21 protein-coding genes are annotated in these 21,913 nt (G+C 64.4%); 17 read left to right on the top strand and 4 right to left on the bottom strand.

Going from position 1 to position 21,913, the window contains the following annotated elements; all coding sequences use genetic code 11:
• Nucleotides 1-52 precede the first annotated feature (52 nt).
• The 6 genes from ACQY5B_RS23285 to ACQY5B_RS23260 all read left to right on the top strand — a co-directional run bounded on the left by ACQY5B_RS23285 (nt 53) and on the right by ACQY5B_RS23260 (nt 8,236).
• Nucleotides 53-1,897 (top strand): ABC transporter ATP-binding protein, encoded by a 1,845-nt coding sequence (locus ACQY5B_RS23285; RefSeq protein WP_420327121.1) that lies wholly within the window; start codon nt 53-55, stop codon nt 1,895-1,897.
• Between the two features lie 41 nt (nt 1,898-1,938).
• Complete coding sequence (locus ACQY5B_RS23280) at nt 1,939-3,759, top strand: ABC transporter ATP-binding protein (protein ID WP_421917735.1); 1,821 nt, start codon at nt 1,939-1,941, stop codon at nt 3,757-3,759.
• Nucleotides 3,756-5,588 carry an ABC transporter ATP-binding protein gene (locus ACQY5B_RS23275; RefSeq protein ID WP_420327124.1) on the top strand — a complete coding sequence of 611 codons (1,833 nt, stop codon included), beginning with the start codon at nt 3,756-3,758 and terminating at the stop codon, nt 5,586-5,588. The genes ACQY5B_RS23280 and ACQY5B_RS23275 overlap by 4 nt, the downstream gene beginning before the upstream one ends.
• A 75-nt stretch (nt 5,589-5,663) precedes the next feature.
• Entirely contained in the window at nt 5,664-6,893 is a 1,230-nt protein-coding gene (locus tag ACQY5B_RS23270) for a class I SAM-dependent RNA methyltransferase (RefSeq protein ID WP_420327125.1), read from the top strand.
• Nucleotides 6,894-6,897: 4 nt separating this feature from the next.
• Complete coding sequence (locus tag ACQY5B_RS23265) at nt 6,898-7,710, top strand: ion transporter (protein WP_420327126.1); 813 nt, start codon at nt 6,898-6,900, stop codon at nt 7,708-7,710.
• Between the two features lie 34 nt (nt 7,711-7,744).
• Nucleotides 7,745-8,236, top strand: coding sequence for a L,D-transpeptidase family protein (locus ACQY5B_RS23260; protein WP_420327127.1), 492 nt, complete (start codon nt 7,745-7,747; stop codon nt 8,234-8,236).
• Nucleotides 8,237-8,322: 86 nt separating this feature from the next.
• Here the strand turns inward: ACQY5B_RS23260 and dalA are convergent, their stop codons facing one another.
• Entirely contained in the window at nt 8,323-8,895 is a 573-nt protein-coding gene (dalA, locus tag ACQY5B_RS23255; protein WP_305970004.1) for a divisome-associated lipoprotein DalA, read from the bottom strand.
• 166 nt (nt 8,896-9,061) lie between these two features.
• Here dalA and ACQY5B_RS23250 point away from each other — a divergent pair, with 166 nt between their 5' ends.
• Together ACQY5B_RS23250 and ACQY5B_RS23245 are read left to right on the top strand one after the other, a co-directional pair.
• Complete coding sequence (locus ACQY5B_RS23250) at nt 9,062-9,658, top strand: L,D-transpeptidase (protein ID WP_305970003.1); 597 nt, start codon at nt 9,062-9,064, stop codon at nt 9,656-9,658.
• A gap of 148 nt (nt 9,659-9,806) precedes the next feature.
• Entirely contained in the window at nt 9,807-10,007 is a 201-nt protein-coding gene (locus ACQY5B_RS23245) for a hypothetical protein (protein WP_043142766.1), read from the top strand.
• Between the two features lie 123 nt (nt 10,008-10,130).
• Here ACQY5B_RS23245 and hemH read toward each other — a convergent pair whose 3' ends face one another.
• Together hemH and ACQY5B_RS23235 are read right to left on the bottom strand one after the other, a co-directional pair.
• On the bottom strand, nt 10,131-11,195 hold the full coding sequence (gene hemH / locus ACQY5B_RS23240) for a ferrochelatase (RefSeq protein ID WP_420327129.1): 1,065 nt from the start codon (nt 11,193-11,195) through the stop codon (nt 10,131-10,133).
• 55 nt (nt 11,196-11,250) lie between these two features.
• Nucleotides 11,251-12,069 (bottom strand): methyltransferase domain-containing protein, encoded by an 819-nt coding sequence (locus ACQY5B_RS23235; RefSeq protein WP_420327130.1) that lies wholly within the window; start codon nt 12,067-12,069, stop codon nt 11,251-11,253.
• Between ACQY5B_RS23235 and ACQY5B_RS23230 the strand changes: the two genes are divergently transcribed.
• The 4 genes from ACQY5B_RS23230 to ACQY5B_RS23215 are packed head-to-tail and all read left to right on the top strand — an operon-like array spanning nt 12,070 to nt 14,370.
• A complete protein-coding gene (locus ACQY5B_RS23230; protein ID WP_420327132.1) occupies nt 12,070-12,813 on the top strand; it encodes a ComF family protein in 744 nt (247 codons plus the stop codon).
• A gap of 38 nt (nt 12,814-12,851) precedes the next feature.
• Nucleotides 12,852-13,109, top strand: a complete 258-nt coding sequence (grxC, locus tag ACQY5B_RS23225; RefSeq protein ID WP_305969999.1) for a glutaredoxin 3 — start codon at nt 12,852-12,854, stop codon at nt 13,107-13,109.
• Complete coding sequence (locus tag ACQY5B_RS23220; protein WP_420327133.1) at nt 13,109-13,942, top strand: carbon-nitrogen hydrolase family protein; 834 nt, start codon at nt 13,109-13,111, stop codon at nt 13,940-13,942. The genes grxC and ACQY5B_RS23220 overlap by 1 nt, the downstream gene beginning before the upstream one ends.
• The gene (locus ACQY5B_RS23215; RefSeq protein WP_043142755.1) at nt 13,939-14,370 is read left to right on the top strand and encodes a MarR family winged helix-turn-helix transcriptional regulator; all 432 of its coding nucleotides are present in this window, start codon (nt 13,939-13,941) and stop codon (nt 14,368-14,370) included. The genes ACQY5B_RS23220 and ACQY5B_RS23215 overlap by 4 nt, the downstream gene beginning before the upstream one ends.
• 134 nt (nt 14,371-14,504) lie before the next feature.
• Here ACQY5B_RS23215 and ubiG read toward each other — a convergent pair whose 3' ends face one another.
• The gene (gene ubiG, locus ACQY5B_RS23210) at nt 14,505-15,242 is read right to left on the bottom strand and encodes a bifunctional 2-polyprenyl-6-hydroxyphenol methylase/3-demethylubiquinol 3-O-methyltransferase UbiG (protein WP_305969996.1); all 738 of its coding nucleotides are present in this window, start codon (nt 15,240-15,242) and stop codon (nt 14,505-14,507) included.
• 47 nt (nt 15,243-15,289) lie between these two features.
• On the opposite strand from ubiG, the gene pip reads away from it, so the two are divergent.
• The 5 genes from pip (at nt 15,290) to ACQY5B_RS23185 (ending at nt 21,811) form a co-directional block, all read left to right on the top strand.
• Entirely contained in the window at nt 15,290-16,267 is a 978-nt protein-coding gene (pip, locus tag ACQY5B_RS23205; RefSeq protein ID WP_420327135.1) for a prolyl aminopeptidase, read from the top strand.
• Between the two features lie 79 nt (nt 16,268-16,346).
• A complete protein-coding gene (locus ACQY5B_RS23200) occupies nt 16,347-17,342 on the top strand; it encodes an ABC transporter permease (protein ID WP_305969994.1) in 996 nt (331 codons plus the stop codon).
• Nucleotides 17,339-18,535 carry an ABC transporter permease gene (locus ACQY5B_RS23195; RefSeq protein ID WP_420327136.1) on the top strand — a complete coding sequence of 399 codons (1,197 nt, stop codon included), beginning with the start codon at nt 17,339-17,341 and terminating at the stop codon, nt 18,533-18,535. The genes ACQY5B_RS23200 and ACQY5B_RS23195 overlap by 4 nt, the downstream gene beginning before the upstream one ends.
• A 3-nt stretch (nt 18,536-18,538) precedes the next feature.
• Complete coding sequence (locus tag ACQY5B_RS23190) at nt 18,539-20,188, top strand: ABC transporter ATP-binding protein (protein WP_420327137.1); 1,650 nt, start codon at nt 18,539-18,541, stop codon at nt 20,186-20,188.
• Between the two features lie 69 nt (nt 20,189-20,257).
• Nucleotides 20,258-21,811: an ABC transporter substrate-binding protein gene (locus ACQY5B_RS23185; protein WP_305969991.1), complete on the top strand. Its 1,554-nt coding sequence runs from the start codon at nt 20,258-20,260 to the stop codon at nt 21,809-21,811.
• Nucleotides 21,812-21,913: the final 102 nt, after the last annotated feature.

The raw sequence follows: 21,913 nt of genomic DNA, 5'->3' as shown, positions 1-21,913 counted from the left end.
GCAGCCCCGCTTTACCCTTATCATTGTCAAAATGCTCCAAGGAGCGCCCGGTATGTTCCGTTTCTTTGAAAACCTCGTCGATCCCTACGTCCCCTACACGCAAAAGGACGCCCCGCCGCAGCGCCTGCTGCCGTTCCTGATGGACTATGCCCAGCCGTTCAGGCGGCTGTTCATGCTGACCGCTTTCATGTCGGTTGTCGTGGCGGCGGTCGAGGTCGGCTTGATCTGGGCGATGGGCTGGGTGGTCGACATCCTGTCCGGCAATCCGGCCCAAGTCTGGGAGTCGCATGGCACGGCGCTGATCTGGCTGGCCATCTTCATCCTGCTGCTTCGGCCCGCGATCCAGGTGCTGGACGTGCTCTTGCTCAACAACGCGGTGATGCCGAATTTCGGGACCTTGATCCGCTGGCGGTCACATGCGCATGTGCTGCGGCAGTCGGTGGGCTGGTTCGAGAACGATTTTGCCGGACGCATCGCCAACCGCATCATGCAGACGCCCCCGGCGGCGGGCGAGGCGGTGTTCCAGGTCTTTGACGCGATCACCTTTTCGCTGGCTTACCTGGTTGGCGCGATGGTCCTGCTGGGCGATGCGGACCCGCGGCTGATGATCCCGCTGGTGGTCTGGTTCGGCCTTTATGCCGTTCTGATGCGCTGGATCATCCTGCGCGTCGGCCCGGCGTCCAAGGCGGCCTCTGACGCGCGGTCCAAGGTCACGGGCCGGGTGGTGGACAGCTATACCAACATCCATTCGGTCAAGATGTTCGCGCATCATTCGCGCGAGTTGGACTACGCCAAGGAGGCGATAGAGGACACGCGCCAGACCTTCCAGGTCGAGATGCGGCTATACACGATCATGGACCTTGCGCTGATGATCCTGAACGGCGTGTTGATCGTCGGGGTTGTCGGATGGGCGATTGCCCTGTGGATGCAGGGCGCGGCCTCGACCGGGGCCGTGGCGGCGGCCACCGCGCTGACCCTGCGGCTGAACGCCATGACCGGCTGGATCATGTGGGCGCTGACCACGTTCTTTCGCCAGCTTGGCGTCGTGGCCGAGGGGATGGAGACGATTGCCCAGCCGATCACCCTCGTGGATTCGCCGGAGGCAAAGCCGCTGCAACTGACACAGGGCGAAATTCGCATAGAGCACCTCAGCCACCATTACGGACGCGGGACCGGCGGTCTGGACGACATATCTCTGACCATCGCACCGGGCGAAAAGATCGGCCTTGTCGGGCGATCGGGCGCGGGCAAGTCGACCCTGGTGAAACTGTTGTTGCGCTTTTACGACGTGGAACAGGGCCGGATCCTGATCGACGGGCAGGAGATTTCCACCGTCACGCAGGACAGCCTGCGGCTGAATATCGGGATGGTCCAGCAGGATTCGGCGCTATTGCACCGTTCGGTCCGTGACAACATCCTGTACGGGCGCCCCGACGCTACAGAGGCAGAGATGCTGGAGGCGGCGCAACAGGCACAGGCGCATGACTTCATCCTGGATCTCGAAGATCCGCAGGGGCGCACCGGCTATGACGCCCATGTGGGCGAACGCGGCGTGAAACTGTCCGGCGGCCAAAGACAGCGGGTGACGCTGGCGCGGGTGATCCTCAAGGACGCGCCGATCCTGCTGCTGGACGAGGCGACAAGCGCGCTGGATTCCGAGGTCGAGGCCGCGATCCAGGACACGCTTTACGGCATGATGCAGGGCAAGACGGTGATCGCCATCGCTCACCGCCTGTCGACCATCGCCCAGATGGACCGCATCCTGGTCATGGACGAAGGGCGGATCGCCGAAGAAGGCAGTCATGACGCGCTTTTGGCCAAGGGCGGGCTATATGCCAGTTTCTGGGCACGCCAATCGGGCGGTTTTCTTGATCCGGACACGCAGGCAGCGGAGTAATGCAGGCAATTTTCCAAAAACTGATCGCACGCGCGGGCAACATGATCGACCCGGAGCGGCAAGCCGAAGGCATGCCGCCCGACCGTCTGCGCCCCTTCATTTCATGGGCCCTGAAAGGCGGTGGCGTCATCATCTGGCTGGGCATCGCGATCTCGGTGCTGGCCGGTGTGACGGAGGTGCTGTCGATGTACCTGCTGGGCCGGGTGGTCGACGCGGTCAGCGGTCCCGTGCAGGACGGTTTCCTTTCCGATCACATGGGGTTGATTGCCTTGGCGGTCGGCATCCTGCTGGTCGCACGTCCGTTGTTGTTCGGCGGTCTGGCGCTGACGCAATCCGTGATGATCGGGCCCAACATCTTCAAGCTGGTGCTGGCGCGGCTGTACCGCTGGACCATCGGTCAGTCGGTCACCTTCTTTGACGACGATTACGCGGGCCGTATCGCGCAGAAGATGGTGCAGGCCGCGCGCTCGTTGACGGAAATCGTGATCGAGACGGTCAATGCCGTGACTTTCGGGTTGGCGACCATGATCGGCACCGCCGTGTTGCTGGCCGCGATCCACCCGGGGATGCTGGTGCTGCTGGCGGGATGGTTCGCGCTTTACCTGGCCTTTTTGCGGGTGATGTTGCCGATCATCCGCCGCCGGTCCGCCGCCCGGGCCGAGGCGCAGGCGATGGTGACGGGCCAGGTGGTCGATACGATTTCCAACATCAAGACGGTCAAGCTGTTTGCCGGCGACATGCACGAGGACCGCCGCGCGCTGGGCGCGATGGAAAGCCTGCGGGGCAAAACGCTGGATTTCGGCGAGGCGACCACCGCCTTTCGCCTTGGCCTGATCTTTATCGCCGGGCTTCTGCCCGTGATCATGGTGGGCATGGCCATCGCCATGCGCAGCGCGGGCGTGTCGCCGGGCGACATCGCCGCGGTGGGCGCGGTCACGATCCGGCTGGCGCAGATGACCGGCTGGATCAGCTTCACCCTGATGGTGATCTACGGCCATGTGGGCGAGGTCGAGGACGGGATGACCACGCTCAGCGTCTCGCACGCGCTGACGGACAAGCCCGGCGCCACCGATCTGCAGGTAACAGAGGGCGAGATCACCTTTGACGATGTGCATTTCGCCTATGGCGGCAGGACCGGGGGCGTATCCGGCATCGACCTGACCATTCATCCGGGCGAAAAGCTGGCCATTGTCGGCGCCTCGGGCGCGGGCAAGTCCACGCTGCTGTCGTTGCTCTTGCGGCTATACGATAGCGAAAGCGGGCAGGTGCGGATCGACGGTACCGACGTGTCGGGCGTCACGCAGACCAGCCTGCGCAGCCAGATTGGCATGGTCACGCAGGAAACGGCCATGTTCAACCGCTCGGCGCTGGACAATATCCGCTATGGCCGCCCCGGCGCCAGCGAGGCCGAGGTGATCGAGGCCGCGAAACGGGCCGAGGCGCATGAGTTCATCCTGGAATTGGAGGATTTCCGTGGCCGGACCGGCTATGGCGCCTACCTGGGCGAACGCGGGGTCAAGCTGTCCGGCGGCCAACGCCAGCGGATCGCGTTGGCCCGTGCCATCCTCAAGGATGCGCCGATCCTGGTGCTGGACGAGGCGACCAGCGCGCTGGATTCCGAGGTCGAGGCCGCCATCCAGGAGGCACTGGGCCGGGTGATGGAGGGCAAGACCGTGCTGGCCATTGCGCACCGGCTGTCGACCATTTCCAGCATGGACCGGATCGTGGTGCTGCATGAGGGCCGCATCGCCGAACAGGGCACCCATGACGAGCTGCTGGAGAAGAAGGGCCTTTATGCCCGCTACTGGGATCGGCAGTCCGGCGGGTTCCTGGGCGAGGACGCGGTGGAGGCGGCGGAATGATCCGACGCCTGCTGCCCAGGATCGACCCGTTCCAACCCGCGGACGGTGCGCCGCCGCAGGGCCTGTGGGCCTTTGCACGCTGGGCGCTGAAGGGTGCGGAAAAGCCGATCCTGCTGGCCGTCTTCGTGACCGCGATGACCGGGGTTTCCGAACTGGTCGCGGCGCGCTTTACCGGCTGGGTGATCGACGGCGCAGAGGCCACCGGCCCGGGTGCCTTCTGGGAGCCGTTCTGGTGGTTGATCCTCTTTGGCCTGGCCTTTTTCCTGCTGATCCGCCCGCTGATCTTCGTCTTTGACGCCGGGGTCTCCGGCGTGATGCTGGGGCCGAACCTGTTTCCGATGGTCCTGCAACGGTTGAACAGCCATGTCCTTGGCCATTCGATGCGCTTCTTCGAGAACGATTTTGCCGGGCGGCTCAGCCAGAAGGCGCTGCAGGTTGCGCGCGCGCTGACCGACCTGGTGCTGGAAACCACGGATGTGGTTGTCTATGCGCTGGCGATGTTCGTTGGGGCCTTTTTCCTGCTGGGGGCGATCGACCCCTGGCTGCTGGGGGTCTTTGCGCTTTGGGCGGTGCTCTATGCGATGGCGCTACGCTATTTCATCCCGCGGGTGCGGCGCCTGTCGGCGGCACGGGCGGGGGCGCGGACCGCTGTGACCGGGCAGATCGTCGACACCTATTCCAACATCGCCACGGTCAAGCTGTTCACCCGCGACGATGATGAGGACGCGGCGACCCACGCGGCGCTGGATCATTACCGTGCCCGCGCGCTGGATTTTGGCGAGCTGTCGGCGGTCTTCCGCATGGCGCTGATGACGCTGGGGGGCATCCTGCCGGTGGTGTCGATCCTGGGCGCGCTCTACCTCTACAGCATCGGAACGGCGACGGCGGGCGACATCGCGGTAACGGCCATGGTCACGACCCGGCTGTCGATGCTGACCAACCGGCTGGGCCGCGTGGCCATGTCGATCTTTACCAACATCGGAGAGATGCAGGACGGGATCGGCACGTTGACGCCCGGGCATGAAATCACCAACAGGCCCGAGGCCCTGCCGCAGGCGCCGGTGGGTGAGATCCGTTTTGACAATGTGGGCTTTGCTTATGGCGGCGAGGGCCGCGCGCTGGCCGGGTTCGACCTGACCATCGCGCCGGGGGAAAAGGTGGCATTGGTGGGCGCCTCGGGCGCCGGGAAATCCACCGCCGTCTCGCTGCTGTTGCGGCTTTACGACGTCGAAAAGGGGCGCATCCTGATGGGCGGCACGGATATCCGTGACCTGACCCAGCAGGCGCTGCGGCGGCAGATCTCTGTCGTCCGCCAGGAAACCGCCATGTTCAACCGCTCGGCGCTGGAAAACATCCGTTACGGTCGCGCCGAGGCAAGCGACGAAGAGGTCTATGAGGCCGCGCGCCGCGCCTCGGCACATGACTTCATTCTCGATCTGACGGACCACAAGGGCAATCGGGGTTATGCCGCGCGACTGGGTGAACGTGGGGTAAAGCTCTCGGGCGGGCAACGGCAGCGTATTGCGCTGGCACGCGCCATCCTCAAGGACGCGCCGGTGCTGGTGCTGGACGAGGCGACAAGCGCGCTGGACAGCGAGATCGAGGCGGAAATCCAGGATGCGCTGGGCGAGGTCATGCGCGGCAAGACCGTTCTGGCCATCGCGCACCGATTGTCCACCATCGCCCAGATGGACCGGATCCTGGTTCTGGACCAGGGACGTATCGTCGAGGAAGGCAGCCACGAGGCGCTGTTGGCGAAAGGCGGGCTATACGTCCGCTACTGGGAGCGGCAGTCCGGCGGTTTCATCGGTGCAGAGGCGGCCGAGTAACACCGGGCTCTGGCCTGTCTGGCCGGTGCCGGATAGTGAGTATTTTCAGAGAGAAGAAGCAGCAGGGGGTCGCGCATGTCGGACAGTGCGCAGGAAGTGACCATCGAGCGTCTGGGCCATCACGGCGACGGGATCGCGCCGGGCCCGATCTATGTGCCCGGTGTCCTGCCGGGTGAGGTGGTTTGCGGCGAGGTGGTCAATTCGGTCATGGCGGCGCCGCGCATCGTGACGCCCTCGGATCAGCGGGTGTCACCGCCCTGTCGGCACGCGAAATCCTGTGGCGGCTGCCAGTTGCAACATGCCGCCGACGGTTTCGTCACCGGCTGGAAGGAAGAGGTGGTGCGCCGCGCGCTGGAGGCACAGGGGCTGGGCTGTCCGATGCGCGAGACGGTGACATCCCCTGCGCGGTCGCGGCGGCGGGCGGCGTTTTCCGTGCGCCGCACCAAGAAGGGCGCCCTGGCGGGCTTTCACCAGAAGGCCTCTGACGTGATTGTCGCGGTGCCGGACTGCCAGTTGGTGACGCCCGCATTGTCGGCCGCGCTGCCGATGGTGGAAAGGCTGGCGGTGGCCGGCGCCTCGCGCAAGGGAGAGATGTCGGTCCTGGTGACCGAGAGCCTGGCGGGGCTGGATGTCATGGTGAAGGGCGGCAAGTCTGTGGATGAGGCTCTGAGGGTCGAACTGGCCAATATCGCGCAGGGTGACGGGCTGGCCCGGCTGGCCTGGGGCGACGAGGTGCTGACCCTGAGGCCACCGCACCAGCAATTCGGCACGGCCCTGGTGACACCGCCGCCGGGCGCCTTTCTGCAGGCGACACAGACCGGGCAGGAGGCGCTGCTGGCGGGTGTGCTGGAGGCGCTGGAGGGGGCAAAGCACGTTGCCGATCTGTTCGCAGGTTGCGGTACCTTTGCCCTGCCGCTGGCGGAAAAGGCCCGGGTGCACGCGGTCGAGGGGGACCGGGCCATGACCGCCGCGCTGGACAAGGGGTGGCGGCAGGGGCAGGGGCTGCGCCATGTCACGATGGAGGCGCGCGACCTGTTCCGCAACCCTTTGCTGCCGGACGAATTGAAACGATTTGACGGGGTGGTCATCGACCCGCCGCGCGCGGGGGCCGAGGCGCAGGTGGCCGAACTGGCGCGTGCGCGGGTGCCGCACATCGCCCATGTTTCGTGCAACCCCGTCACCTTTGCGCGCGACTGTGCGCGGCTGGTGGCGGCGGGCTATCGCCTCGACTGGGTGAGGGTGGTTGACCAGTTCCGCTGGTCCACCCATGTGGAACTGGTCGCCGCATTGCAGCTGGAGAATTGAACCCATGAGTTTTCGCGCCCGCGCCGGGGCCATCGTCGATGCGCCCCGCGTGCAGAATGCCATCATCGCCGTCATCATCCTGAACGCCGTGGTCCTGGGCATGGAGACCTCTGAGGTCCTGATGGGCCAGTATGGCCCGCTGATCATCGCGCTGGACAAGCTCTGTCTTGCGGTCTTTGTCGTCGAGATCGCGGCAAAACTGCTGGCCCGCGGGGCCGGGTTCTTTCGCAATGGCTGGAACGTCTTCGATTTCCTGATCGTGGGCATCGCGCTGGTGCCGGGCGGGCAGGGGCTGTCCGTCCTTCGGGCGCTGCGCATCCTGAGGGTGTTGCGGGTGATTTCCGTGGCGCCGCGTCTGCGCCGGGTGGTCGAGGGGTTCGTCACCGCGTTGCCGGGCATGGGCAGCGTCTTTCTGCTGATGGCGATCATCTTCTACATCGGCAGTGTCATGGCGACAAAGCTCTTTGGCGACAGTTTCCCGGACTGGTTCGGCGACCTGGGCCTGTCGGCCTATTCGCTGTTCCAGATCATGACGCTGGAAAGCTGGTCGATGGGGATCGTGCGCCCGGTGATGGAGGTCTACCCCTATGCCTGGGTGTTCTTCGTGCCTTTCATCATGGTCACCACCTTTGCGGTGGTGAACCTGCTGGTCGGCCTGATCGTGAACTCGATGCAGGACGCCCACCACGAGGAGGATACGATAGCCACCGATGCCTACCGTGACGAGGTGCTGGCCCGGCTGGATGCGATTGAGCGGCGCCTGGCCGAAAGGACGGATGATGGCGAAAACGTGAGCTACGCAAAACAGGGCGACTGAGATAGACTGCCGCAAAACAAAACGAGGCAGTGAAATGACGATTCTCAGGCTGGTCCTGTTGGTGGCCCTGGGTCTGACGGTGGCGGGATGCGGAAAGTTTCCCACCTACAACGGACCGGCGGTGACCCATGTCCTTGTGAACAAGGGCGAACGCAGAATGTACCTGATTCATGACCAGGAGGTGCTGGAATCCTATGACATCGGTCTGGGATTCGCGCCGCAGGGTGACAAGAAGATAGAGGGCGACGGAAAGACGCCCGAAGGCAGCTACATCATCGACCGGCGCAATCCGAACAGCCAGTTCTACCTGTCGATCGGCGTGTCCTATCCCAACCAGGAAGACCGGGCAGAGGCTAGGGAACTGGGCAAGAGCCCGGGGGGCGACATCTTTATCCATGGCCGCCCGCGAAAGTACCGCAAGGGCGGACAGGACTGGACGGCGGGCTGTATCGCCGTGACCAACCGTGAAATGCGCCAGATCTATTCGATGGTAAAGAACGGCACACCCATCACGATCACGCCGTAAGGCGGTGCCAGAGGTCCCGGGTCACGCCTGGGACCGGATCGGCGGCAGTCGTCGCCGGGCCCGAAAGCCGGGCGATACTCGGTGCGTCAGCTTGCGGCGGGGGGTGTCGCGCTGGGGACCGGACCTGCGGTGCCGGGGGCGCCAAGCACCATCGTCCACCAGATCTTGCCGTTGGATTCCTGGTGCCAGGCAAAACCGAGGTCGCGCGCGGCAGGATCGAGGATCACGTTGCGCGTGCTTTCCTGTTCCATCCAGGCGGCCAGGGTTTCCAGCTCGGATTCGTAGGTTTCGGACAGGGTTTCGCCCACCAGGCTGCCCTCGTAGCCGACGCGGCGCACGCGGTCGATCGGAGAGGACCCGTCCGAGCCGAAATGCCAGGGCCGGTTCTGGACCGACATGTCGCGGGCATGCGTCTCTGCGGCGGCGTTGAGCTTGGAGTCCAGTTGCAGCTCGGGGGCGCCGGCGCTCTTGCGCAGGGCATTGACCGAGTCGAGCATCCGGTACTGGATACGGCCGCGCCCGACCGAAGAGATCCGATAGACCTGCGGCAACGGCTTGCCGTCCGGCCCCAGGCGCGGTTCGGAGGTGCCGGTCGGGGTCGTGGTGCAGGCCGCCGCTGCGGCGGAGGCGGACAGGGCGATAAAGGCGCGACGGTTCATCTGGCTGCTCTTGGACTTTTCATTTGACCCTGCCTTAGCGAAGGACGCGTTGCCGATCAAACCCACATCGGCGTGAGTCGGCATATTGACAGGTGTTTGAATTGCGACTGAGGCATTCGAGCCATATTATGTGCAACAGTATTCATACCCCCGAGGACAATGCAGCATGACGAAACCGGCAGGAAGACCCTTTGACCGCCGCGCGTTCCTCGCCGGCGGAGCGGCGCTGATCGGCACACCCGCGCTGGCACAGAACGTGAATGACGGCACCACCGAGATCGAGCGCAACGTGACGAATGTCGTGCGCCGCAACATCTCGAGCTTTCGCACGCTGGAGTGGAAGGACTACTTCAGCAACCTCAACAAGGGCGCGATCCTCGTCGACATCTCGTCGCGGGCGCTGCACTTCTGGCGTGAGGACGGCAGCTATTACCTGTACCCGTCGTCCGTCCCCCTGACTGAGGACCTGACCCGGCGGGGCCGCACCCGCGTCATCCTGAAGGACCCCGAGCCCGACTGGCGTCCGACCCCGGCGATGAAGCGTCGCAACCCGGAATGGCCGGACTATGTCGGTCCCGGTCCGGACAACCCGCTGGGCACCCGCGCCCTGCACCTCAGCTGGACGTATTACCGGATTCACGGCACCCACGACACCCGCAAGATCGGGCGTCGATCGTCCAACGGATGCATCGGTCTGTACAACGAACATATCGAGCAACTGTACGAGATGGCCTACGTCGGAACGCAGGTGTTGCTAATTTGACGACATGGGGGTGGACCTCAAAATCGGGCGCCCAAGAACCAATTGCAAAGCCTCTGAATTACTGCTTAGACAGGGTTACGAGGTAAGTCTTGGGTGCCTGTCGTGTGTTCAATAGTGGCCACGGTAGGCGAATATCTGGAGAAGAAACATGAAAAAACTCGCTCTCGCAGCCGTTTTCGCTGGTGCAGCAACCACCGCATTCGCCGGTTCGTACAAGTCGTACGCCAAGGACGAAGTGGTCATGGAGCCCGTCGTGGTCGTGGAAGAAACCCAAGAGGCATCGTCCTCCGCTGGTCTCCTGATCCCGCTGCTGCTCATCGCGATCATCGCAGCTGTTGCCGCCGACTAATCGTCGACGGTCGCAAGATCATGCAAAAAGGCGGTGCAACGGCACCGCCTTTTTCATTTCCGGACCCAGGTATCGCGCGGCCACTCGTCGGTTTTCACCAACGAAACCGTGAGCTTGGCCGGGTCAGGAGACCCAGCCGCCCAGGTTCTCCTCGATCAGTTGCGACAGGGCGTCGATATGCGCCGGGTCGTCGTTGAGGCAGGGAATATAGGTGAATTTCTCGCCGCCCGCCTCTTCAAAGCTCTCCTTGATCTCTTCGTTGATCTCTTCGAGCGTCTCGATGCAATCGGCCGAGAAGGCAGGGGCGCAGACGGCGATGTGCTTCTTGCCGTCCTCTTTCGCAAGCCGGGCGACCTCGTCCACCGTGTAAGGTTTCAACCACTCCTCGGGGCCGAATCGACTCTGGAAGGTGGTGGTGATCTCGGTCTTGTCCCAGCCCAGACGCTCGCGCAGCAGGCGTGTCGTCTTCTGGCACTGGCAGTGGTAGGGGTCGCCTTCCAGCAGGTAGCGTTTCGGCACCCCGTGGTAGGAACAGACCAGGATGTCGGGGCGCGATTCGGCCTGGGCGTAGGCACGTTCGATCGACTGGGCCAGTGCATCGATGTACATCGGATGGCCAAAATAGGGATCGACGACCCGCGCGGTCGGCTGCCATTTCTCCTGCATCAGCGCGCGAAAGAACTGATCGTTCGCGGTGGCCGAGGTGGCGCCGGCGTAATGCGGATATAGCGGGAAAAACAGGATCTTGTGGCAACCGGCCTCGACCATCTCGCGCACCTTGGACTGGGTCGAGGGATTGCCGTAGCGCATGCAGAAATCGACCCGGACCTGGTCGCCGTAGCGGTCGGCCATCTTGCGGGCGATGGCCGCGGTCTGGTCCTTGGTGATCGTCATCAGCGGGCTTTCCCCCGCCTCTTCATTCCAGATCGACTTGTAGGCCTCGCCCGAGCTGAAGGGGCGTTTGGTCAGGATGATGAGTTGCAACAACGGCTGCCATTTCCACTTGGGATAGTCGATCACCCGCTGGTCCGAGAGGAATTCGTTCAGGTAGCGCCGCATCGACCAATAGTCGTAGTTGTCCGGCGTCCCAAGGTTGGCCAGCAGCACACCCACGCGTTCGCGCGGGAGGCTGGGATGGTCGTCGGGCGCATGGGCCGGACGTTCGGCAGCAGAGGAGGCGTCAAGCATGATGTCTGTCCCGTGATCACGCGTTTGGCTGGATGTATCGTCGTTTTGCAATGCGTCAATCTTTCAAAGGCGTTTCCGAGGTATTAAGCGCATCGGCCAGGCGCTGGGCGGCGGACCCGGGGCGCAGCGGCTTTGGCTGCGAGGCATCGGGCGCCCATCCGGTCAGCGTGATGATCTCGAATGTCGCGGGCACCCGCCCGTCGGGCAGCGCGAACTCCCGGGCATAGATCTCGGCCGCGCGCAGCAGGACGGCGCGCCGTGTGGGGTGCCGCAACCGGCCTTCCAGGGCGTTGCCTTCTCCCATCGCGCGCAGTTCGTGCATCAGGTGCAGCGGCGTGGCGTAGCTGGCGGTCAATGGCGCGGAATCAGCTACCGGCAGAGCCAGCCCCGCGCGTTGCAACAGGGCGCCCAGGTCGCGGATCTCGCCCATCGGGGCCACCCGCGGCGACAGCCCGCCGGTGACTTCGGTTTCGGCCTGGGCCAGCGCGGCCCGCAACTCGTGCAAGGTCTGCCCGCCCAGTGTCAGCACCAGGCACAACCCGTCGGGCCGCAGCGCGCGTCGGCACTGGATCAACTGGCCCACGGGGTCATCCGCCCAGTGCAGGCACAGCGCGTGGATCACCAGGTCATGCGCGCCTTCGTCGAGGTCCAGCACCTCGGCGTCGGCGAGGCATTTCGCCGAGGCGAAATGCGGCTGCCAGACCTGCGGGAAAGGCGTCACCACGGCGATGTCCGTAAACCCCTTGTTAACCATCGAGAGACGATCCTGCGCGTCGTCCCGCGCGGCCTCGTGCAGGAACAGCGCGTCCATGCGCGCACGGGCGCGGTGCAGGGTCAGGGCGTGCCGGTCGGTAAGGCGGGGAGGATTGGGCATATGTTGGCTCATAGGCTGTGGTCGACGGGGATGCAAACCCTGGTGCAGATGGTCTATCCGCCGCGTTGCCTGGCCTGCGGCGGGCTGGTGGAGACGGACTTTGGCCTGTGCGGAACCTGCTGGCGGGATACGCCATTCATATCAGGCCTGTCCTGTGATCTATGCGGTGTACCCCTGCCCGGCCAGTCCGACCGGACGGAACATTGCGACGATTGTCTCACCATTGCACGCCCCTGGAGCCACGGGCGCGCCGCGCTGGTCTATCGCGACCGGGGTCGGCGGATGGTGCTGGCGCTGAAACACGGCGACCGCCACGACATCGCGCGCCCGGCGGCAAAGTGGATGGCCCGGGTTTCGCGCGGGATGATCCGGGACAACATGTTGGTGGTGCCGGTGCCCCTGCATGTCAGACGTCACCTGAAACGGCGCTACAACCAGTCCGCCCTTCTGGCAGAGGCCTTGGCGCGGGATCTGGGCCTGGATTGGTGCCCTGACGCATTGCACCGGCTCAGGGCCACGCCCAGTCTCGAAGGCAAGAGCCGCGAGGAACGCTTCAGCGCGCTGTCCGGCATGATCCGCGTGCCGGACTGGCGCACCCCGATGATTAAGGGGCGGCCGGTGTTGATCGTTGACGATGTCATGACTAGCGGGGCGACCCTGGCGGCGGCGTCAGAGGCCTGTCTTGCAGCCGGCGCAACGGAGGTTTGTGTCAGCGTACTGGCGCGCGCGGCCAAAGACGCATAAGTCCTGCGGGAAGCGAACGAACGATCTGGAGGACCGAAATGCAACCGGTCGAGATGTACTATTCACCGCTCTGCGGCTACTGCCACGCGGCCAAACGCCTGCTGGACAGCAAGGGTGTCGACTATGCTGGCGTCAACGTGCTCGAAGAGCCGAACCGCCGATCCGAGATGATGGACCGCGCCCACGGCCGCCACACCGTGCCGCAGATCTTCATCGGAGAGACCCACGTGGGCGGCTACGATGAACTCGCGGCACTGGAACAGCAGGGCAAGCTGGACGCCTTGCTGGCCGGCTGATGCGGGCCGCATTGCTGCAGATGACCTCGTCGGATGATCCGGCGGACAACCTGGCCACGATGCGGGGGATGTTGTCCCGCGCACAGGGCGACGGTGCGCAGATCGCGCTGACGCCCGAGGTCTGCAATTGCGTCTCGATGGACCGTGCCCACCAGGCCGAAGTGCTGCATCCCGAGAACGCGGACCCGACACTGGCCGGTCTGCGGGATGCGACGGCGGACCTGGGGATCTGGGTACTGGCCGGATCGCTTGCGCTGAAGGCAGAGCCGCCGGAAACGCGTTTCGTAAACCGGTCGGTCCTGATCGCGCCCGATGGCAGCATCGCGGCGCGCTATGACAAGATGCATATGTTCGACGTGCAGGTCTCCGAGACGGAGACCTACCGCGAATCCTCGGGCTTTGCGCCGGGCGGGCAGGCGGTTCTGGCGCACACGCCACTGGGCAAGCTGGGCCTTAGCATCTGCTACGACATCCGCTTCGCCTATCTCTATCGCGCGCTGGCGCAAGCGGGCGCGCAGGTGCTCACCGTTCCGGCGGCCTTTTCGCCGGGCACCGGTCCCATGCATTGGCAGCCGCTCTTGCAGGCCCGCGCAATCGAGACCGGCTGTTACGTCCTGGCCCCGGCGCAGACGGGCCGGCACAGGGCCAAGGAGGGCCGCGCGCGTAAGACTCATGGCCATTCGATGGCGATTTCTCCCTGGGGCGAGGTGCTGTTGGACGCGGGCACGGAACCGGGCGTTTTTTGCGTCGATCTCGACATGGGCGCGGTCGACGAGGCACGCCGCAAGGTGCCTGCGCTGACCCACGATCGCAGTTTCGAGGGACCGGCATGAGCGACGCCAGCGGCCTTGCCATCTCGCTTTTCTCGGAACTGCTGACGGCGGATCAGCTGTTGCGCGCGCGCCTGACCAAGGTCCTGCCGAACCGCATGGAAATCTCGCATTTTTCCGTGCTCAACCATCTTGCCCGGGGCGGAGAGAAGACCCCGGCACAACTGGCGCGCGCCTTTCACGTCACCCGTGGCGCGATGACCAACACCTTGTCGAAACTGGAAATCGCGGGCTACGTCCACATCCGCCCGGATTGGGACGATGCACGGCGCAAGCTGGTCTCGATCTCGCCTGCGGGCCGGTCTGCCCGCGAGGCGGCGCTTGCCGCGATCACGCCGCTCATCGACGAGATGCTGGGCGACCTGGGCGAGGACCGCGTGCGCGCGGCCTTGCCCGTCCTGCGGGAATTGCGGCTGCGGCTGGAGGAATAAAGGGCCACCGCCGCGGTCCTTCCCCGCAGGTCTTCAGCTCACAGGAAAGTCGCAGGGCGCGCCCGTGTTTCTTTGGGCCAAAAATACCTCCGGGGGAGCCGACCGGAGGGAGACGGGGGGCAGCGCCCCCCTCCTCAGACCGGGTTCAGCGCGGCAGTGACATAGTTCACGCTGAGGTCGCGGTCCGACACGCTCCACGCCCAGCTGATCGGGTTGAAGACGAATCCCTTGCGGTCCACCGGCTCCAGCCCGGCCTGGCGCATCAACTCGTACAACTCGTCCGGCGTGATGAACTTGGCCCATTCATGGGTGCCCTTTGGCAGCCAGCGCATCACATATTCCGCGCCCACGATGGCCACCGCGAAACTCTTGGGGTTGCGGTTTATGGTCGAACAGATGTGCAGACCGCCGGGTTTCAGCAACTGCCGGCAGGCCGTCAGGTAGGCCAGCGGATCGGCGACGTGTTCCACCACTTCCATGTTGAGCACCACGTCGAACCGTTCGCCCGCCTCGGCCATGGCTTCGGCCGTGGTATGACGATAGTCGATCTGCAGGCCGGATTGCGCCGCGTGGGTCTGGGCCACGGGGATGTTGCGCTCGGCGGCATCCACGCCGACAACATCGGCGCCCAGCCGCGCCATCGGTTCGCTGAGCAGCCCGCCGCCACACCCGATGTCCATGATGCGCAGGCCCGCAAAGGGCTGCGCGCCGGTCAGGTCGCGGTCGAATTCCGCCGCGATCTGGCTGGTGATATAGTCCAGCCGCACGGGATTCATCATGTGCAGCGGCTTGAACTTGCCGTGCGGATCCCACCATTCGGCGGCCATCGCTTCGAACTTGGCGATCTCGGATGCGTCCACGGTGGTCGTCATGAATTTCCTCATGGTCTTTTGCCCTTGAGGCGCAATATAGGTAGGGCATGGACAAAATCCCGGGCCAAAAGCGCGCAGTGCAATATCTCTATCCGGCGATCGACCCGTTCGACCAGCGTATGCTGGACGTGGGCGACGGGCACAGGATCTATGTCGAACAATGCGGCAATCCCGAAGGCCAGCCTGTCATCGTGTTGCACGGGGGCCCCGGCGGTGGCTGCAGCCCGGCGATGCGACGCTATTTCGACCCAAGGCACTATCGCGTCATCCTGTTCGATCAGCGCGGCTGCGGTCGCTCGCGGCCCCATGCCAGCGTGGTCGCCAATACCACCTGGAACCTCGTCGCCGACATCGAGACGATCCGCGCCGAGCTGGAAATCGACCGTGCCGTGGTCTTTGGCGGCAGTTGGGGCGCCACGCTGGCGCTGATCTATGCCATCAGCCACCCCGAGGCCGTGTCCCAGTTGGTGCTGCGCGGTGTCTTCCTGATGACCCGGACAGAACTGGACTGGTTCTATGGTGGTGGCGCCGGGCAATTCTGGCCAGAGCCCTGGGCGCGATTTGCCGACATGGTCCCCGAGGACGAGCGCGGCGACCTGATCGGCGCCTATCACAAGCGTCTGTTCAGCGGCGACCTTCGGACCGAGACGCGCTTTGCGCAGGCGTGGTCGTCCTGGGAAAACGCGCTGGCCTCTGTCTATTCCAACGGGATCGGCGGCGAGGCGCCCGGTGAATACGCGCGTGCCTTTGCCCGGCTCGAGAATCACTATTTCATCAACGCGGGCTTCCTGGACGAGGACGGCTGGATCCTGAACAACATCGGCCGGCTGGCCGATGTGCCGGGGGTCATCGTGCAAGGCCGCTATGACATGATCTGCCCGCCGCGCCGCGCCTGGGACCTGGCGCAGGCCTGGCCGGGGGCCGACCTGCGGATGATCCGGAACGCGGGTCACGCGCTTTCGGAACCCGGGATCAGCGCCGAATTGGTGCGCGTCATGGACGATCTGGCCAGCCTGAGGGACTGAAACGGTCCAGACACAGGGTTTACACACCGATTTCAGGCGCTAACCTAACTGTAACGAAAACAAGAAAACGACAGGGATCTTGAATCCGGTAATCAAAATCATCCTCCAGCGACTTGCGCTGGGCCTTTTGACTCTGTTCATCGTTTCAATCGTGATCTTTGCGGCGGTGAACATGCTGCCGGGGGATTTCGCCGAGGCGATCTTGGGGCAGGGGGCCACACCCGAGGCCGTGGCGGCCATCCGTCGGGATCTCGGGCTCGATCAGGACCCGGTGACGCGCTACCTTCAATGGCTGGCCGGTGCGTTGCAGGGCGATCTGGGCAATTCCTTTGCCCAGGCGAATTTTGCCAGCTTCGTCGGTGACGATTCGGGTGTGCGGACCACCGTGGCCCAGCAGATCGCACCGCGCTTTGCGAACACGATGTTCCTTGCCGGTGTCACTGCCGCCATCGCGGTGCCCTTTGCGGTGACGCTTGGGGTCCTTGCGGCGCTTTATCGGAACTCCGTCTTCGACAAGGTGGCGAACATCTCGACGCTGACCTCGATTTCCAGCCCCGAGTTCTTTCTGGCCTATGTGCTGATCCTCTTCCTCGCGGTGCTGAACCCGCTGCTGCCGTCCTTGTCCAACATCTATGCGGACATGGGCTTTGGCGAGCGGCTGCAAAAGACGCTGTTGCCGGCACTGACGCTGACGCTGGTGGTGACCGCGCACATGATGCGCATGACCCGCGCGGCGATCATCAACCTGCTTGCCAGCCCCTATATCGAGATGGCGCGCCTGAAAGGCATCAAGCCGATGCGGGTGATCGTGCACCATGCGCTGCCCAACGCGCTGGCGCCGATCATCAACGTGATCGCGCTGAACCTGGCCTATCTCATCACCGGCGTCGTGGTGGTCGAGGTGGTTTTTGTCTATCCCGGCATCGGACAGCTTTTCGTGGACAGCGTCAAGATCCGTGACATCCCGGTGGTGCAGGCCTGCTGCCTGATCTTTGCTGCCGCCTATATCCTGCTGAACCTGACAGCCGACATCCTGTCGATCCTGTCCAACCCGCGGTTGAGGCATCCGAAATGAGCACCGTACTCTGGATTCTCGGCGCCATCGTGGTCTTGCTGGCGGGCGGATGGGTCATGCGCCTGGCCGGGCAGACCCTGACCGGAAACAAGCCCTTTTTCCGCGACATGCCGCTGGCGGTGGCCTTTGGCTACGTTCTGGGCGCGGCGCTGTTGCTGTTCGGCATCTGGTACTACTTCCAGCCTGCGGTGACGGCCGATGGCGTGCCCGTGGCCTCGGTCCAGTTCTTCCGCTGGGCGGTGCAGGGCGTGCTGATCGGCGCGGCGGCGGCCTTTGCCTTTCGCCTGATCGGGCGCACCGTGGGCACCGCGGGCAGCCGCAAGATGTTCCGCCAGATGCCGCTGACCGCCGCCTTCGGCGTGCTGGTCATCCTGATCTATGCGCTTTTGGCGATCTTTGCCCCGGCGCTGGCCCCACACGGACAGGAAGAGGTCTTCGGCCAGGCCAACATCGTGCCCGGCGGTAACCCGGCGCTGGGCGGCAACCCGGATTTCCCGCTTGGCACCGACCAGATCGGCCGGGACATCCTGTCCCGCCTGATCTACGGCGCCCAGAACACCGTGGGCATCGCCTTTGCCACGACGGTGCTGGCCTTTGTCCTCGGCGGCACCTTCGGCTTCCTGGCCGCCACCCTGCGCGGCTGGATGGACCAGGTCTTGAGCCGCATGGTCGATGTGCTGATGGCGATCCCCTCGCTGATCTTCTCGCTTTTGCTGATCACCGTGGCCTCGGCCTGGGTGTCCGGCTTTGGCCTGACGGTGGCGATGGTAGTGATCATCGCGGTGATCGATTCGACGCGGGTCTTTCGCCTGGCGCGCGCCGTGGGCATGAACATCGTCGTGATGGATTACATCGAGGCGGCCAAGCTGCGCGGCGAGGGACTGCCCTATCTCATCTTCCGAGAGATCCTGCCCAATGCCACCGCACCGCTGCTGGCAGAGTTCGGGTTGCGGTTCTGTTTCGTGTTCCTGACGATTTCCGCACTCAGCTTCCTCGGCCTTGGCATCCAGCCGCCGCTCGCGGACTGGGGCACGATGGTCAAGGACCTCTCGGCCTTCATCAACTACGCCAGTTTCGCGCCGCTTGCGGCCAGCGTGCCGCTGCTGGCCGCCGGGGCGATCGCCCTGCTGACGGTCGCCGTGAACTTCGTGGTCGACTGGATGCTGAACCGCTCCTCGGGGCTGAAGGATTGAGCCATGTCTGACTTTCTGGTCGAAATGCGCGACGTGCGGATCGAGGGCCGCTCGGACGAAACCTGGATGCCAATCATCAACGGCGTCGACCTGACCCTGAAAAAGGGCGAGGTGCTGGGCCTCATCGGTGAATCCGGTGCCGGCAAGTCGACGCTGGGCCTGGCCGCGATGGGCTTTTGCCGCGACGGCGTGCGCATCTCGGGCGGCAACGTGACGTTCGACGGCATCGACTTGCTGTCCGCCAGCGCCGAACAAAAGCGCCAGTTGCTGGGCAAGCGCATCGCCTATGTGGCGCAATCCGCCGCGGCCAGTTTCAACCCCGCGCACAAGCTGATCGATCAGCACACGGAGGCGCCGGTACAGCATGGCGTATCCGGCAAGTCCGAAAGCGCCGACGACGGGATCGAACTGTACCGCAAGCTGCGGCTGCCCAACCCGGACGAGATCGGTTTTCGCTATCCGCACCAGGTCTCTGGCGGCCAGTTGCAGCGGGCCATGACCGCGATGGCCATGGCCTGCCGTCCCGACCTGATCATCTTTGACGAGCCGACCACCGCGCTGGACGTGACCACCCAGATCGAGGTGCTGGCCAGCATCCGGCAGATTGTCGAGGAATTCGACACCGCCGCGATCTACATCACCCATGACCTGGCCGTGGTCGCGCAGATGGCCGACCGCATCAAGGTGCTGCTGAAGGGCGACGAGGTCGAAGAGGCCGATACCCGCACGATGCTCAGCACGCCGACGCAGGAGTACACGAAAAGCCTATGGGCCGTGCGCGCCTTTGAACGGCCCGACAAACCGCCTGTCGCCACCGATGCGACGCCGGTGATCTCTGTCCAGGGGGTGACGGCGGCCTACGGGACGGTGGACGTTCTGCACGACGTCAGCTTTGACATCCATGCGGGTCGTACGGTGGCTGTGGTGGGCGAATCCGGTTCCGGCAAATCGACCACCGCGCGCTGTATCACTGGGCTCTTGCCGCCGCGCATTGGCACGATCGAGCTGGATGGCGAGCCGCTGCCGCTGGACTATCGCAAGCGCAGCAAGGAACAGCTGCGCCAGGTCCAGATGATCTATCAGATGGCGGACACCGCACTGAACCCGCGCAAGACCATCGGAGAGATCATCGGCCGCCCGGTCGAATTTTACATGGGCCTGCGCGGGTCGGCCAAGCGCAAGCGCGTGGCCGAGCTGATGGACCAGATCGAGCTGCCCGCCGACCAGTATATCGACCGTCTGCCCTCGGAGCTGTCGGGCGGGCAGAAACAACGCATCGGCATCGCCCGCGCCCTGGCCGCCGAGCCGAAGTTCATCATCTGCGACGAAGTCACCAGCGCGCTGGACCAACTGGTTGCCGAGGGTATCCTCAAGTTGCTGGCCCGGCTGCAGGACGAACTTGGCCTGAGCTACATGTTCATCACCCATGACCTGGCAACCGTGCGTGCCATCGCAGACGAAGTGGTGGTGATGAAGGACGGGCTGGTGGTCGAACAGGGGCCGAAACGCGACATGTTCAAGCCCCCTCACCACGCCTACACCGATCTGCTGCTGTCCTCCGTCCCCGAGATGGACCCGGATTGGCTGACAAATCTGCTGAAAGAACGCGGAGTTGATAACATAGGCGATGCCGCCGTTGATAAAATGTCGTAGGAATCGCCAAAAAGCGACAAACCTGTCCCGAAACCGAACCGGGGCGGGCAATGACCAAGGGAGACTGACATGACCAGAATTAGCAGACGCGGACTTCTGACCACCGGCGCCGCTGCCGGTGTGCTCGCCGCCAGCGGCCTGCCGCTGCGTGCCCAGGCCAAGCGGGGCGGCCGCCTGCGCGCCGCTCTGTCGGGGGCCAACACCTCGGACAGCTGGGATGCCCGCACGCATTCCGACCTGTTCATGATCGCCTCGGCCCAGGGGTCGGTCTTTGACAACCTCACCGAGGTCGGCGCCGACGGCACGCTCAAGGGTGAGCTGGCAACCTCCTGGGAGGCGACGCCGGACGCCAAGACCTGGACCTTCAACCTGCGCCAGGGCGTGACCTTCCACAATGGCAAGGCCTTTGGCGCGGATGACGTGATCGCCTCCTTGCAGATGCACGTTGCCGAGGGTGCGAAATCGGCGGCCAAGCCGATCATCGAATCCATCACCGAGATGAAGAAGATCACCGACCACCAGGTGCAGTTCACGCTGGAGGCCGGCAACGCCGACTTCCCCTACCTGCTGTCGGATTATCACCTGCTGATCTACCCGGCGGGTCAGATCGAAGAGGCCATCGCCAAGGGCATCGGCACCGGGCTGTACAAGGTCCAGAGCTTTGAACCGGGCGTGCGCATGGTCGCGACGCGGGTCGACAGCCACTACAAGGATGGTGACGCCGGGTTCTTTGACGAGATCGAGTACATCGCGGTCAACGACAACACCGCGCGGATGAATGCGCTGCTGACCGGTCAGGTCGACGCGATCAACCGCATCGACCTCAAGACAGAGTCGCTGCTCAAGGCGAACCCGATGGTGCGCATCCAGGAAGTGTCCTGCAACCAGCAGTACACCTTCCCGATGCTGACCGACGTGGCGCCCTTCAACGACGTCAACGTGCGCCGGGCGCTGAAATTCGCCATCAACCGCCAGGAGATGGTCGACAAGATCCTGCTGGGCCACGGCCGCGTGGGCAACGACACGCCCATCGGTCCCGCAAACCAGTATTTCGCCGCCGACATGGAGCAGAACAGCTACGATCCGGACAAGGCGAAGTTCTACCTCAAGGAGGCGGGCCTTTCCTCGCTGGATATCGACCTTTCCGCCTCCAGCGCGGCCTTCGAGGGTGCCGTCGACGCGGCGCAGCTGTACCAGGCCTCGGCCAAGTCGGCGGGCATCAACATCAACGTGGTGCAGGAACCGGCGGATGGCTACTGGTCGAACGTCTGGCTGAAAAAGCCCTTCTGCGCCTGCTACTGGTCGGGCCGTGCGACCGAGGACTGGATGTTCTCCAGCGCCTACGAGGAAGGCGTGCCGTGGAACGACACCCAGTGGGGACGCGAAGACAGCGAACGCTTCCAGGACCTTCTGGTCGAGGCCCGCGCCGAGCTGGACCCGACCAAGCGCCGCGAGATGTACACGGAGATGCAGCAGATCCTGCGCACCGATGGCGGCGTGGTCCTGCCGATGTTCGCCAACTACGTGCAGGCGGTTTCCAACAAGATTGCCAACCCGGAAAAGGTGGGCAACCTCTGGCAGATGGACAACGCCCGCATGGCCGAGCGTTGGTGGACGGCCTGAGCATGACCTTGTCCCGGATCTGATCCGAGACCTCTACCGAAACGAAACGCCCCGCAGGATCTGCGGGGCGTTTCCTTTTTTGGGGGCGGCCCATGTTTCCTG

This window comes from Antarctobacter sp., assembly GCF_965277915.1.
Lineage (GTDB): Bacteria > Pseudomonadota > Alphaproteobacteria > Rhodobacterales > Rhodobacteraceae > Antarctobacter.
The sequence above is the reverse complement of the archived record's forward strand: the minus strand, read 5'-3'. Positions and strand labels throughout refer to the sequence as shown.

What these genes read in the sequence shown, in the direction of transcription:
- ACQY5B_RS23285 (WP_420327121.1), top strand. Translation starts at nt 53, where the DNA reads ATGTTCCGTTTCTTTGAAAACCTCGTCGATCCCTACGTCCCCTACACG.
- ACQY5B_RS23280 (WP_421917735.1), top strand. Translation starts at nt 1,939, where the DNA reads ATGATCGACCCGGAGCGGCAAGCCGAAGGCATGCCGCCCGACCGTCTG.
- ACQY5B_RS23275 (WP_420327124.1), top strand. Translation starts at nt 3,756, where the DNA reads ATGATCCGACGCCTGCTGCCCAGGATCGACCCGTTCCAACCCGCGGAC.
- ACQY5B_RS23270 (WP_420327125.1), top strand. Translation starts at nt 5,664, where the DNA reads ATGTCGGACAGTGCGCAGGAAGTGACCATCGAGCGTCTGGGCCATCAC.
- ACQY5B_RS23265 (WP_420327126.1), top strand. Translation starts at nt 6,898, where the DNA reads ATGAGTTTTCGCGCCCGCGCCGGGGCCATCGTCGATGCGCCCCGCGTG.
- ACQY5B_RS23260 (WP_420327127.1), top strand. Translation starts at nt 7,745, where the DNA reads ATGACGATTCTCAGGCTGGTCCTGTTGGTGGCCCTGGGTCTGACGGTG.
- dalA (WP_305970004.1), bottom strand. Translation starts at nt 8,895, where the DNA reads ATGAACCGTCGCGCCTTTATCGCCCTGTCCGCCTCCGCCGCAGCGGCG.
- ACQY5B_RS23250 (WP_305970003.1), top strand. Translation starts at nt 9,062, where the DNA reads ATGACGAAACCGGCAGGAAGACCCTTTGACCGCCGCGCGTTCCTCGCC.
- ACQY5B_RS23245 (WP_043142766.1), top strand. Translation starts at nt 9,807, where the DNA reads ATGAAAAAACTCGCTCTCGCAGCCGTTTTCGCTGGTGCAGCAACCACC.
- hemH (WP_420327129.1), bottom strand. Translation starts at nt 11,195, where the DNA reads ATGCTTGACGCCTCCTCTGCTGCCGAACGTCCGGCCCATGCGCCCGAC.
- ACQY5B_RS23235 (WP_420327130.1), bottom strand. Translation starts at nt 12,069, where the DNA reads ATGCCCAATCCTCCCCGCCTTACCGACCGGCACGCCCTGACCCTGCAC.
- ACQY5B_RS23230 (WP_420327132.1), top strand. Translation starts at nt 12,070, where the DNA reads ATGTTGGCTCATAGGCTGTGGTCGACGGGGATGCAAACCCTGGTGCAG.
- grxC (WP_305969999.1), top strand. Translation starts at nt 12,852, where the DNA reads ATGCAACCGGTCGAGATGTACTATTCACCGCTCTGCGGCTACTGCCAC.
- ACQY5B_RS23220 (WP_420327133.1), top strand. Translation starts at nt 13,109, where the DNA reads ATGCGGGCCGCATTGCTGCAGATGACCTCGTCGGATGATCCGGCGGAC.
- ACQY5B_RS23215 (WP_043142755.1), top strand. Translation starts at nt 13,939, where the DNA reads ATGAGCGACGCCAGCGGCCTTGCCATCTCGCTTTTCTCGGAACTGCTG.
- ubiG (WP_305969996.1), bottom strand. Translation starts at nt 15,242, where the DNA reads ATGACGACCACCGTGGACGCATCCGAGATCGCCAAGTTCGAAGCGATG.
- pip (WP_420327135.1), top strand. Translation starts at nt 15,290, where the DNA reads ATGGACAAAATCCCGGGCCAAAAGCGCGCAGTGCAATATCTCTATCCG.
- ACQY5B_RS23195 (WP_420327136.1), top strand. Translation starts at nt 17,339, where the DNA reads ATGAGCACCGTACTCTGGATTCTCGGCGCCATCGTGGTCTTGCTGGCG.
- ACQY5B_RS23190 (WP_420327137.1), top strand. Translation starts at nt 18,539, where the DNA reads ATGTCTGACTTTCTGGTCGAAATGCGCGACGTGCGGATCGAGGGCCGC.
- ACQY5B_RS23185 (WP_305969991.1), top strand. Translation starts at nt 20,258, where the DNA reads ATGACCAGAATTAGCAGACGCGGACTTCTGACCACCGGCGCCGCTGCC.